The following is a 12,172-nucleotide window of genomic DNA, read 5'->3' on the forward strand; positions in this document are numbered from 1 at the left end:
GCCGCGCGCGGCCCGCGCGCCGCGGCGGCCGTCGCCGTCGCCGCCGAGTCCGCGGGCGATCTCGTCCAGCGCCGAGAGCACCTCGGCCGGCTCCAGATCCAGCAGGGCCAACGTCCGTACGGCGGTGCGCAGTTCACCCATCGCCACGGCGGCGCGCAGCCCGCGGCCCATGACGTCGCCGACCACCAACGCCGTACGGTGGCCGGGGAGTTCGATGACATCGAACCAGTCGCCGCCGACCTCGGTGGCGGTGGTGCCGGGCAGATAGCGGCAGGCGATGTCCAGGCCGGCCGCCTCGGGGTCGCCGGGCGGCAGCAGGCTGCGCTGCAATATCAGCGCGCGTTCGTGCTCGCGGCGGTAGAGGCGGGCGTTGTCGATACAGACCGCGGCGCGCGCGGCCAGCTCCACGGCGAGCGCCGTGTCGCGCTCCCCGAACGGCTCGCTGCCCTTCGTACGGGAGAACTGCACCAGCCCGACGACGGTGTCCCTGGCGACCATCGGCACGGCGAGGGTGGAGTGCACCACCGGGCCCAGCTCCGGCCCGTCGTCGCTCTCCCGGCCGGGGACGATCTGCGCCTGGGCGGTCCGCAGGGCGCCCGCGCAGGGGGAGTTGAAGGGGTAGCGGTGTACGGCGCCGACCGCGATCGGGTCCGAGGCGTCCTCGGGGACGGAGGCGGTGGCGAGCGGGGCGTCCGACACTGCGCTGGCGAAGGCGACCCGGCGCAGCTCCGCGCTGCCGTCGCTCATGCCGGGCGGGGCCTCGTCGTTGGACAGCAGGCCCTGGTAGAGGTCCACCGAGGCCAGATCGCAGAACTGCGGGACGGCGACGTCCAGGAGGGTGCGGGCGGTGGTCTCCAGGTCGAGGGAGTTGCCTATCCGGGCGCCGGCCTCGTTGAGCAGGGCGAGGTTGCGGCGGGCGTTGGCGGCCTCGCGCTCGGCCCGGCGCCGGCCGGTCACATCGGCGGCGAGCGCCGCGACGCCGATCGGGCGGCCGCTGGCCCCGTGCAGCCGGTAGAGCGACACCGACCAGCGGTGGCGGTCCTCCTCGCCGGGCACCAGGCCGACCAACTGCATCTCGGTGACCGGCTCGCCGGTGTCCAGAACACGGCGCAGCGCGGCGGCCATCCGATCGGCCTCGGAGCGCGGCAGGAAGTCGTGCGGGGTGCAGCCGCGGTACTTGCTCGCCGGGCCGCCGAAGACGGTGGCGAACCGCTCGTTGACCCGCAGCAGCTTCAGGTCCGTCCCGAACAGGGTGAAGCCCATGGGGGATTGACCGAATACGGCCTGCGAGGCGGCGAGGTCGGTCTCGATGCCGCGCAGCGCCCGGACATCGACGCAGACGCAGACCGCGGCGCGCTCGCCTTCCTCGTTGCGGGAGGGCATCACATAGATCTCGGCGAGCCCGTCGGCCTCGCCGCCCTCTTGCCTGCGGTAGGGCACCAGGCCGGTCCACTCCCGGCCGTCGAGGATCTCGGACACCTTGCGGTGGCCGGTCTCGTGCAACTCGCTGGGCACGAACGCCTCGACGGGGTTTTTGCCGATCGCGTAACGGGCGGGAATGCCGAGCATCTGCTCGGCGCGCTCGCTCCATTGGTCGATCCGCCCGTCGGGGCCGAGCGAGAAGGAGGCCACTCTGATGTAGTCGTAGATCGACCCGGGCCGGCTGCTCTGCCATACGGGCGGACCCGGCAGATCGCACGCGCGCGGACGGCCACCTGGGTCGCCGGGGCCGTCCGCACCACCCTGACCATCGGCCTGTGCGGGTTCTGCCCCGCCAGATGACATCTCGCTCACGAGCCCCGTCCCCTCCAGCTCATCGTGCCCGGACCGGACCAGCCTGAGTATCCAGTACCACGGCTATCCGGAACACGGTCTTCACGATCACAGCACAGTCTCGATCGCAGGCCATCTACAAAATGTCGATGAAATGGCAACGATCAGGTCCACATGTCTCCTAACCAGCCACCGACAGCTCGAACCACACTGTCTTGCCACTCTTTCCACGCCGGGTCCCCCAACGCCGCGAACTGCACGCGACCAGCTGCAATCCACGGCCTCCCTCGTCATCGGGGGTGGCGGTGCGCTCCTGCGGCGGGTCGGGCAGCGGATCGGAGACCTCGACGAGCAGCCCGCCGGCGCTCAGCAGCACCATCCGGACGCCGATCGGTCCGCTGGCGTGGCGCAGGGAGTTGGTGACGAGCTCGCTCACGAGGAGTACGGCTACATCGGCGGCACCGTTCAGTCCCCAGTCGTCCAGCATCCGGCGGACCACGGTGCGAGCGGTGCGCACCGCACCGGGGTCGGCCGGAAAGCTCCATTCGGCGACCGGTGAACCGGTGGCCCTGGCGCGCCTGCGGACGCCTCCGGATCCCGGCTCCGGGACCCCTGCCGCTGCGCTGTCGCTCACGCCGATCACATCCCAGCCTGATGGCATCCCCCGTCGAATAGCCCGCATGAAGGGGTCAATTTGGACATACCCGATATCGAGGGCTAAGTATCGCCTTCAACGGTGCGCTGTGGCACAAAAAGCGCATATTGCGGCAGTGGAGCCGGGCACGCACATCAGGCGGGCGACCACACGCGGCGGAGGGGCCGCGGTACGCGGGGCGTGGGCAGCGGCGGGCGGATGACGACACGCTCTCGCCAGGGCTGCACGCTCCGGCTACGACCTGGCCGAATTTGACCGCACATGTGTCGGGACGGCGGTCATCGCCGTACGCCCGGCACCCCGGCCGCCGCCGCCAGCCGCCGCATCGCCTCGGCGACCGCCGGGCGGTCCTGGTCCAGCCAGTCGACCTGCGTCTCCTCGCCGGGCCGCAGCCAGCGCAGCTCGTCATGGTCCTGCAACGGCTGCGGCACCCCGGACACCAGCCGGGCCGTCCACACCTGGAGGACGTAGCCGGGCCGCAGCACCCACTCCCCCGGAATCCGCTCCAGGGCCACCGCCTCGACGCCCAGCTCCTCGCGCAGCTCGCGCTCCAGCGCCTGTTCGGGCGTCTCGCCGTCCTCCACCTTGCCGCCGGGCAGCTCCCAGCGGCCGGCCAGCGCGGGCGGTGCGCTGCGCCGGGCGGCCAGCAGCCGCCCGCGCTCGCACACCGCCGCGCCCACCACTACGCGCACGCTCGTCATGCGCGGCAGCCTACGTCCCCCGCCCTCGTCCCGCTTCTCGCTCCGAGCCCCTCAGGTCGTCGCGCGGTCGGCCTTCTCGACCACGTAAAGCCGCTGGTGGCCACGTGTATCGAGCCGGTCGGCCACCCGCTCCGCCTCCGCTCGGGTGGCATAACGACCGACGCGATACCGGTTGCCACCTTCGTCCTGGCGGATGACGAGCCAGGGGAGCACGGCTCCACCGTCGGTCATTGCGCCCCTCCGTCCGCCGCGTAGCGCGCCGTCACGCGCCCCTCGTCTGCTGATGCCGAAATCGCATTCCGCATATGCCCGAGCGTACGCCCGACCTTTACGCACCGGATATGGATTTTCACAAAGAGGTACCGAACCGGCCACCCGCAGGCACCGGCGTACCGGAACTGACCTGCGAGTGGCCGGTGGAGCCCGATGGGCTCGGGCGTACGTACGAAAGCGCTGAGGTGGCGCGGGACCGGCTCAGGCGCCGACGGGCGCCTTGGCTCCGTCGGCCTCATCAGCCTCGTCCGCCGCACGGGCCTCGTCCGCCGCACGGATCTCGGCCTCGGCGCCGACCAGCGACGGGTTGCGCCACGAACTGCGCACGCCCCAGTAGTAGAAGGCGAGCCCGATCACCGCGACCAGGAGGATGTCCCAGCCCTCCGGCAGATAGCCCTTGCCGCCGAACTCCTTGCCGCCCATGTACGAGACAGCGGCCATGACCAGCAGATACGCCACCATCCAGGCCCCGGCCCTGAGGTGCGGGAGCAGCGCGGCCCACGGCTTACGGCCCTGGGTCAGCGGCTTGCCGATCTCGTACCAGGCCCAGACCGGCAGTCCGACGGCCATGATCAGGATGACCTTGCCGGTCAGCGGCCAGCGGCCCCAGTACAGGACCAGCGAGCCGAAGACCATCGCGACCGGCGCGATGACCGGCATCGCCCGCAGCTTCACCGGGCGCTTGAGGTCCGGCGAGATACGGCGCAGCGACATCACGGCAACCGGCCCCGTGATGTACGAGATGACCGTGGCGACCGAGACGATCTCGGCGAGCGAGCCCCAGCCGCGGAAGACCGCGAGGAAGAGGAAGGCGATCGCGAGGTTGAGCAGCAGCGCCGGGCGCGGAACGCCGGTCTTCTTGTCCACCTTGCCGAAGATGCCGGGCAGATGGCCGTTCTCCTGCACACCGTGGATCATGCGCGAGGTGGTGGCGGCGTAGATCATGCCGGTGCCGGACGGCGAGACAAAGGCGTCCGCGTACAGCAGCAGCGCCAGCCAGTTCAGGCCCCAGGCCACCGCGAGGTCGGCGAGCGGCGAGTTGAAGCCCAGACCGGCCCAGCCGCCGCCGGCGGCCAGCTTGTCGCCGGGGACCGCCATCAGGAACGCGACCTGCAGCGCGACATAGATGACCAGCGCGATCACGATCGACCAGATGACGGCCTTCGGCAGCGACTTGCCGGGGTTACGGGCCTCGGCGGCGAGGTTCAGCGGGGACTGGAAGCCGTTGTAGGCCCAGACGATTCCCGAGACGGCGACGGCGGTGAAGACCGAGCTCCAGCCGTTGGGCGCGAAGCCGCCGTGCTGGGTGACGTTGCCGGTGTCGAAGTGCGCCGCCATCAGGGCGCTCGCGGTCAGCACCGGCACAACGACCTTGAAGACCGTGATCGCGGTGTTGGTCTTCGCGAACAGCGAGATCGCGAACCAGTTGAGGAAGAAGTAGAAGATCAGCAGGATGCTGGCGAGCCCGACGCCGGTGCCGGTCAGCTCCTTGCCGTCGTAGAGCGCATGCGCCCAGCCGTAGTCCCAGGAGCTCATGTACTGAACGGAGGCGGTGGCCTCACCGGGGATGACCGAGACGATCGCGATCCAGTTCGCCCAGGCCGCGAGGTATCCGGCGAGCGAACCGTGCGAGTACTGGCCGTAGCGGACCATGCCGCCGGCCTTCGGGAACATCGAGCCGAGCTCGGTGTAGGTGAGCGCGATCGTCAGAGCGACGAGCGCGCCGATGATCCAGGCCACGATCGCGGCCGGTCCGGCGATGGCGGCGGCCCGCTCGGCCCCGAAGAGCCAGCCGGAACCAATGATGGACCCAAGACCCGTGGCGGTCAGGGCGATGGTCCCGAGGGACCGACGGTAATGGGAGTGCGAGTCCTGCTCCGCGCTCGGGCTCTTCGTCGTGCTCACGTGCTTGGTCTCCTGGTCTTCCCCCGTGCCGTGCACAAACTTCGCCATCGTAAGAGCGATTCGGAGGGCCGACTTCCCCCACCTACGCAAAACTCCCGCCCAGTTGAGGGTCTGTGAGGTATCCAACACCGAGACCAGGGCGGCATTTCCCCACAATGCCGCACAAATGCGACATCGACCTGAGAACCAAAGGCGCGCTCGGGGCGTCTAGGCGGCACACGCAGGGCGTTGGGCGGGCACACCAATCACTTCACAGGCAGGTGGTAAGCGACGCGGTACCGGTCCGCGAGCGTGACGACATCGGCCGTCTCGACCGGCCGGCCGCCCGCGAAGTACGTACGCGAGATGACCAGCACCCCGTGCCCCGGCACCCCGCCCAGCGCCATGGCCTCCTCCGCCAAGGCGGGCCGGGCTCCGACCTCCTCGACGACGTTGTCCACCACCACATCGATGGCCGCCATCCGCTCGACCACCCCGCGCCCCGCCAGCGGCCCCTCCTCGGGCAGCATCACGGGCGTCCGGCCGGTGACCTCCAGCGGCTCCCAGGACGTCGAGAGCATCGACGGCTCGCCCTCCGCCCGGAAGACATAGCGGGTCCGCATCACCTTGGCTCCCGACGGAATGCGCAGCCGGGTCGCGACCGCCGAACTCGCCGCCTCCTGCTCGCTGTTGGACTCCCAGGTGCCCCGCACCCGTTCGTCCGTCTGCTCCTGCCGGAACGGCGTACACCCACCGGCCGAGTGGAAGCCGGCGCGGGCGATACGGCGCGGGACGGGCTGCTCACGCACATACGTCCCCGATCCCGAGCGGCCCTCGACCAGGCCCTCGGCCATCAGGACCTTGCGCGCCTCCAGGGCGACGGTGTCCGAGACGCCGTACTCCTCGCGGATGCGCGCCTGGGAGGGGAGGCGGGTGTGCGGAGGCAGCACCCCGTCGACGATTTTCTGGCGCAGGTCGCCGGCGACTCGGAGGTACGCGGGCTGCTCACCGAAAGGCACGTGCCCCTCCCAACAGCTTGACAGTCAGCAACAGCGTGGCAACCGCGCGTTGCCGACCGCAACCTTGGGCCAGATATTCACCTGATGTGATGAAACCCAGCTCAGCCTGTACGGATCAAGGCCGGGCACCGGACGCACCCGGGCGCCCCCGCACCTCCCGCCCCGTCCGAACCCCGCGCACCGCCACCCCACGCCACCCCGCTCCGGCCCCACTTCCCGGTACGCGCTGCCCACCCGTGTCACGATCGAAACGGGACCACGGCCACCACGCGAAGCGCCCACCACGGGAAACGGTCGCCACGGGCCCACGCTCTCCACCGGACCAGAACCCCGGCAGGAAGGGACCCCATGCCCGTCGAACCCCACCTCTCCCCCATGCCCAAGGACTGGCAGCGGGCGCTCGCCGTGGTCGCCCACCCCGACGACCTCGAGTACGGCGCGGCGGCCGCCATCGCCGAATGGACCGCCGCCGGGCGGGAGATCAGCTATCTCCTGGTCACCCGCGGCGAGGCCGGTATCGACGGACTGGCGCCCGCGGAGTGCGCCACGGTCCGCGAGGCCGAGCAGCGGGCCGGCGCCGCGCTCGTCGGCGTGCACACCGTCGAATTCCTCGACCACCGCGACGGCACCGTCGAGGCCGGTACGACGCTGCGCCGCGAGCTCTCGGCGGCCATCCGGCGCCACCGCCCCGAGCTGCTGATCACCCTCAACCACCACGACACCTGGGGCGGCGGGAACTGGAACAGCCCCGACCACCGGGCGGTGGGCCGCGCCGTGCTGGACGCGGCGGGCGACGCCGGCAACCGCTGGATCTTCCCCGAGCTCGCCGACGCACAGGGCCTGGCGCCCTGGAACGGCGTCCGCTGGGTGGCCGTGGCCGCCTCCCCGTACCCCACGCACGCCGCCGAGGTCGGCCCCGGCATCGACCGCGCGGTCGCCTCACTGGCGGCCCACGGCGCCTACATCAGGGGCCTGCCCGGCGCCGAACAGGACCCGCACACCTACGCCCGCTCCTTCATCGAGCAGTCGCTCCGCTCCGGCGGCGAACGCTACCGGGGCCGCCCCGCGACGCTCTTCCAGGTCTTTCCCCGCTAGGGCCTGTCCGATGGGTCAGGGCCTAGAGCGTGCGCCGGGAGGGCCGCCGCAGGGCCTCGGCCACGAACCCGGCCACCAGCGCCGCGACCTCCTCCGGCCGCTCCAGCGCCATGGCATGCGTCCCCTCCACCCCCGCGACGGTCACCTGCGGCTGTGTCCGCGCCAACTCCCCCAGATCGCGCCGCAACCCCTCCACATACGCCGCCATCAGTTCATCGAACCACGGCGGTATGCCCGGCACCGGCGGATTCGGACGCAACGCCCGGGCGATCAACAACGGCCGCGCCACCCGCCGGTAGAGCGCGAACAGATCAAGCGTCGCCATCGCCTCCTGCGCCTCCACCGCCTGCTTCCGCCCCGGCCGCAGAAACAGCCGCCCGTCCGCCGTCTCCCCGAGCGACCGCCGCACCCCGGCCTCCATCAGCTCCCCAGGAATCCCCAACTGCGCGGCCATGGCCACCTGATAGCCGAGTACGCCGTCCAACGCCCCCGCATCGAACGGCCGCCCGCCCGCCTCCTCCGCGAACGTCCGTGCCTCCAGCAGCCGTTCCCGCACATACGACGCGTCCAGCCCCACGTACTGCTCCGGACGCCCCATCCCGTGCCCGTCCAGATTCACCGCCGCCGGCACACCCCCGTCCCGCTCCAGACACAGCGCGGCAACCATCCCGCCCATCGAATGCCCCACCACCACGGCCTCGGGCGCCCCGCAGGCCGCCAATACCGCCGTCACATCCCCGACCGCCACCTCGAACGTCCACGGCACCGCACCGTCCCCCGACCGCCCGTGCCCCCGCAGATCCATCGCCCACACCCGATGCCCCACGGCCAGCAGCGGCGCAACCCGCTCCCAGTCCGCCAACGTCCGCCCCGCACCGTGCAGCAACAGGACCGGCACCCCGCCCCCGCCGTAATCCCGTACGGCAAGCTCCACACCGTCGTCCGCCACACACACCAGGTCCTTGCCTGCACTCAGGGTCATACCTGCACGCTAGGCCCGGAAAAACCCTCCAAGATCATCTCCACAGGTGATGCCACAGCCCCACATTTCACGGCACAATGAACTAGCCCCGCTTTCCCCGCCCCCTGTTGGGCAGTGCACCGAGGCGCGCCTCGGACCACGGGCGGGGCGCGGACGAAGGCGGGACAAAGGATGGTTCCGCCGCTGACGCTCTCGTGGCTTGCCCGAACCTCTCCGTTCGCCGCCATGGCCCAAAGGCCGCGTCGGACGCTGCCGCCACCCGGGCCGGTTCTGTGGGCCGTCGGTGGCAAAGCGNTCTCCGTTCGCCGCCATGGCCCAAAGGCCGCGTCGGACGCTGCCGCCACCCGGGCCGGTTCTGTGGGCCGTCGGTGGCAAAGCGGCCCGCGCCCGCTTGCGCCTGCCGTCGAGCTCCCGCACCGCGCTGAACAATCGCCCTGGTCAAGACGTACGGACGCGTCTCAGCGGACTGAGGGGAACGACCGATGGACAGAGCGGGACATCCGGATCGCAGAGCTCTGCTCGCCGGCGGACTTGTGGTCGCCACGGCCGCCCTTGCGGGGTGCTCAACGACGAGCGCCGCCCCGTTGGCGACCAGCGCCTCGCCGGAAGCACGGCCGACCACGCCCGCCGCGGCATTCGCGAGACTGATGGACGGCAACAAGCGCTGGGTGAGCGGAGACCTTCACCACCCCGACCGCGATCCGAACCGGCGTGAGTTCGTAGCCCAGGAGCAGGAACCTTTCGGAGCGATCCTCTCGTGCATCGATTCCCGGGTGCCGCCCGAGCTCCTCTTCGACACCGGGCTGGGTGACCTGTACGTGATGCGTACGGGCGGGGAGGCGGTCGGCCCGGTGGTCACGGGTTCCGTGGAGTACGGGCCCATGACGAGTGGCACTCCGCTCGTCATGGTCCTCGGGCATCAGCGCTGCGGCGCCGTCGAGGCGGCGTACAAGTCCATCCGTGACGGCAAACCACTGCCCGGCAACCTGGGAGCGATCGCCAGGGCTCTACGGCCGGCGTACGAGCAGGCGGTCCGGGAAGGCGGCGCCGACCCGGTCGAGACCATGGCCCGCGCCCAGGTCACGCTGACCGCGGCCAACCTGCGCTCCAACCAGGACCTGGCCCCCCTCGTGGGAAAGGGCACCCTTGCCGTGGTCGGCGCCTACTACTCGCTCGACACCGGCAAGGTGGAAGTCCTCTCCGGCGCACCGTCCTGACCGGTCACATACGGCAAAGGGCCGGACTCAACAGAGCCCGGCCCTTTCCGACCTGCGCACGTGACGGGAGCGGAACGTTGCCCAAACCGCTCCCACCTGCGGAAACGCGGGCTTCGGAGATCAGATCCAGCGCAGATCCAGCACAGGCGGGTAATGCTGAGGAGTCAACGCGTACGGAGGACGGTTCCGTCTACGATCCCGGGCCCCGGGCCTGCCCTGGTCGCTACGGTTGAGCCATGACCGCACTGCCCGACTGGATGCGCCCGCCGCGCGCGGAAGGCTGGTTCGCCGAGGACCTGGACCGCCTCCCCGAGGCGCCTCGCCATACCGAGCTGATCGACGGAGCACTTGTCTTCATGATGTCGCCGCAGCGGTCCTGGCACGGCCGCCTCGTCACCGCCCTCACCACCGCACTGATGAGCCAGGCTCCGGACGGCATCGAAGTCGAACGGGAGATGACCATCCGGCTCGACAGCCGTAATCGACCTGAACCGGACCTCCTGGCGACCAAGGCGCCATACGACCCGGATCGCACCTGGTACTCCCCCGCCGACGTGCTCTTGGTCGTCGAAGTCGTCTCACCCGAGTCCGCGCACCGCGACCGCACGGTCAAGCTCCGTAAGTACGCGGAGGCCGGAATCCCGCACTACTGGTGCATCGAGGACGAAGACGGCGCACCCGTTGTCCACGCCTACGAGCTGGACGCCCCGACAGGGCTCTACGCTCCCGCCGGAATCTTTCGCCAGGTACTGGAACGCCCTGTGCCATTCAAAATCGGCCTTGATCTGGGCTCACTCGTCCCTGCCAGGCGCGAGAACCAGAACACCCGGCCCGACAAGCTGAAATAACGTCAGGAAATCCAGCACCGATCCAGTACGGGAAAGAGCCAGGGGCCCACCCCCGAAGGAGTGGGCCCCTTTTGACCTGCACGTTTGCCAGATCAGCGACGTGGCGATACGTCAGCCGCTACACATTGAAGCGGAACTCCACCACGTCCCCGTCCTGCATCACATAGTCCTTGCCCTCCATGCGGGCCTTGCCGGCTGCGCGGGCGTCGGGTACCGAGCCGGTTTCGACGAGGTCGGCGAAGGAGATGACCTCGGCCTTGATGAAGCCCTTTTGGAAGTCGGTGTGGATGACGCCGGCGGCCTCGGGGGCGGTGGCGCCCTGCTTGATGGTCCAGGCGCGGGTTTCCTTGGGGCCGGCCGTCAGGTAGGTCTGCAGGCCGAGGGTGTCGAAGCCGACGTGGGCGAGGGTGGCGAGGCCGGGCTCGTCCTGGCCGACGGACTGGAGGAGTTCCAGGGCCTCGTCCTCGTCGAGCTCGGCGAGGTCCGCCTCCAGCTTGGCGTTGAGGAAGATCGCCTCGGCGGGGGCGACCAGGGCGCGCTGCTCGTTCTTGAAGTCCTCGTCGGTCAGCTCGTCCTCGTCGACGTTGAAGACGTAGAGGAAGGGCTTGGTGGTGAGGAGGTGCAGATCGTGCAGGAGCTCCTCGCGCCCGGAGCCCTGGACGATGCCGGCGGAGAAGAGGGTGTCGCCCTTCTCCAGGATCTCCTTGGCCTCCTCGACCGCCTTGACCTTCGGGGCCACGTCCTTCTTGATCCGGGACTCCTTGACCAGGCGCGGCAGCACCTTCTCGATGGTCTGGAGGTCGGCCAGGATCAGCTCGGTGTTGATGGTCTCGATGTCGTCCTTGGGCGAGACCTTGCCGTCGACGTGGACGACGTTCTCGTCCTTGAAGGCGCGGATGACCTGGCAGATCGCGTCGGACTCGCGGATGTTCGCGAGGAACTTGTTGCCCAGGCCCTCACCCTCGGAGGCGCCGCGGACGATGCCCGCGATGTCGACGAAGTCGACGGTTGCCGGGAGGATCTTCTGGGAGCCGAAGATCTCGGCGAGCTTGGCGAGGCGGGGGTCCGGGACGCCGACGACGCCGACGTTCGGCTCGATGGTGGCGAACGGGTAGTTGGCCGCCAGTACGTCGTTCTTGGTCAGGGCATTGAACATGGTCGACTTGCCGACATTCGGCAGACCGACGATTCCGATCGTGAGCGACACGGTGGCGACTCGACTTCCGACGCGAGAGGTGGTGGGGTGGGCAGCCGCTCCGGGACCGGATGCCGGAACCCGGGAGGGGCGATCCACCAGTCTACGGGGCGGTCCGGTGCGAACGGTCGCTACCGGGAACGGCCGCCACCGGCCCGCCCCGGCTCCGTATCGAACGCAGCCCCAAGCTCAGCCAAACCGCGTGTCCCGCAACCGGTTAATCCCACTTAGCGGCCTACCGTTGGCGAGTGGAGCAACACGAAGCGCGCATCCCCCCATACAGCCCGCCGCGGTCCGGACTCCCGGCCGGGGGCCAGGACGCCCGGCTCCCGCGCCCCGCGGAGGCCGTGGCTTCCGATCCCGACGACGACTTCCTCACCGCGATGCGGGCCTCCGGGTTCGCGTCCGTACCGGCGTCCGCATCCGCGGCCGTACCCGCCTCGGCACGCGGTCCGGCGCAGGCCGCGGCCGCCCGTGCGCCCGCCAGGGCGGCCGTGGCGGCCTTCCCCGGACGTGCCCCGGCGCCACCG

11 protein-coding genes and 1 pseudogene are annotated in these 12,172 nt (G+C 70.4%); 4 read left to right on the top strand and 8 right to left on the bottom strand.

What is annotated here, in order from left to right; translation table 11 throughout:
• From DY245_RS04130 to DY245_RS04155, 6 genes are all read right to left on the bottom strand, one after another.
• Nucleotides 1-1,785: SpoIIE family protein phosphatase (locus tag DY245_RS04130; RefSeq protein WP_244942818.1), on the bottom strand; the 1,785-nt coding region annotated here is incomplete at its 3' end.
• 169 nt (nt 1,786-1,954) lie between these two features.
• A complete protein-coding gene (locus DY245_RS04135; protein WP_128503592.1) occupies nt 1,955-2,416 on the bottom strand; it encodes an ATP-binding protein in 462 nt (153 codons plus the stop codon).
• Nucleotides 2,417-2,706: 290 nt separating this feature from the next.
• Nucleotides 2,707-3,129, bottom strand: a complete 423-nt coding sequence (locus DY245_RS04140) for a (deoxy)nucleoside triphosphate pyrophosphohydrolase (protein ID WP_181923515.1) — start codon at nt 3,127-3,129, stop codon at nt 2,707-2,709.
• Nucleotides 3,130-3,180: 51 nt separating this feature from the next.
• Nucleotides 3,181-3,360, bottom strand: coding sequence for an SPOR domain-containing protein (locus DY245_RS04145; RefSeq protein ID WP_128503576.1), 180 nt, complete (start codon nt 3,358-3,360; stop codon nt 3,181-3,183).
• A gap of 243 nt (nt 3,361-3,603) precedes the next feature.
• Nucleotides 3,604-5,307: an APC family permease gene (locus DY245_RS04150; RefSeq protein ID WP_128503578.1), complete on the bottom strand. Its 1,704-nt coding sequence runs from the start codon at nt 5,305-5,307 to the stop codon at nt 3,604-3,606.
• 245 nt (nt 5,308-5,552) lie between these two features.
• Entirely contained in the window at nt 5,553-6,305 is a 753-nt protein-coding gene (locus tag DY245_RS04155) for a GntR family transcriptional regulator (RefSeq protein WP_128503580.1), read from the bottom strand.
• Nucleotides 6,306-6,653: 348 nt separating this feature from the next.
• On the opposite strand from DY245_RS04155, the gene DY245_RS04160 reads away from it, so the two are divergent.
• Nucleotides 6,654-7,400, top strand: a complete 747-nt coding sequence (locus DY245_RS04160; RefSeq protein WP_128503582.1) for a PIG-L deacetylase family protein — start codon at nt 6,654-6,656, stop codon at nt 7,398-7,400.
• 22 nt (nt 7,401-7,422) lie between these two features.
• Here the strand turns inward: DY245_RS04160 and DY245_RS04165 are convergent, their stop codons facing one another.
• Complete coding sequence (locus DY245_RS04165) at nt 7,423-8,382, bottom strand: alpha/beta hydrolase (RefSeq protein WP_128503584.1); 960 nt, start codon at nt 8,380-8,382, stop codon at nt 7,423-7,425.
• Nucleotides 8,383-8,864: 482 nt separating this feature from the next.
• Between DY245_RS04165 and DY245_RS04170 the strand changes: the two genes are divergently transcribed.
• Complete coding sequence (locus tag DY245_RS04170) at nt 8,865-9,599, top strand: carbonic anhydrase (RefSeq protein WP_181923516.1); 735 nt, start codon at nt 8,865-8,867, stop codon at nt 9,597-9,599.
• 236 nt (nt 9,600-9,835) lie between these two features.
• Nucleotides 9,836-10,447, top strand: a complete 612-nt coding sequence (locus DY245_RS04175) for a Uma2 family endonuclease (RefSeq protein WP_128503586.1) — start codon at nt 9,836-9,838, stop codon at nt 10,445-10,447.
• 118 nt (nt 10,448-10,565) lie between these two features.
• Here the strand turns inward: DY245_RS04175 and ychF are convergent, their stop codons facing one another.
• Entirely contained in the window at nt 10,566-11,654 is a 1,089-nt protein-coding gene (ychF, locus tag DY245_RS04180) for a redox-regulated ATPase YchF (RefSeq protein ID WP_128503588.1), read from the bottom strand.
• 335 nt (nt 11,655-11,989) lie between these two features.
• On the opposite strand from ychF, the pseudogene DY245_RS48120 reads away from it, so the two are divergent.
• Nucleotides 11,990-12,172 (top strand): annotated as a pseudogene (locus tag DY245_RS48120) (DUF6542 domain-containing protein); the annotation flags it as partial.

This window comes from Streptomyces inhibens, from assembly GCF_003389455.1.
Lineage (GTDB): Bacteria > Actinomycetota > Actinomycetes > Streptomycetales > Streptomycetaceae > Streptomyces > Streptomyces inhibens.

What these genes read in the sequence shown, in the direction of transcription:
- DY245_RS04140 (WP_181923515.1), bottom strand. Translation starts at nt 3,129, where the DNA reads ATGACGAGCGTGCGCGTAGTGGTGGGCGCGGCGGTGTGCGAGCGCGGG.
- DY245_RS04145 (WP_128503576.1), bottom strand. Translation starts at nt 3,360, where the DNA reads ATGACCGACGGTGGAGCCGTGCTCCCCTGGCTCGTCATCCGCCAGGAC.
- DY245_RS04160 (WP_128503582.1), top strand. Translation starts at nt 6,654, where the DNA reads ATGCCCGTCGAACCCCACCTCTCCCCCATGCCCAAGGACTGGCAGCGG.
- DY245_RS04165 (WP_128503584.1), bottom strand. Translation starts at nt 8,382, where the DNA reads ATGACCCTGAGTGCAGGCAAGGACCTGGTGTGTGTGGCGGACGACGGT.
- DY245_RS04170 (WP_181923516.1), top strand. Translation starts at nt 8,865, where the DNA reads ATGGACAGAGCGGGACATCCGGATCGCAGAGCTCTGCTCGCCGGCGGA.
- DY245_RS04175 (WP_128503586.1), top strand. Translation starts at nt 9,836, where the DNA reads ATGACCGCACTGCCCGACTGGATGCGCCCGCCGCGCGCGGAAGGCTGG.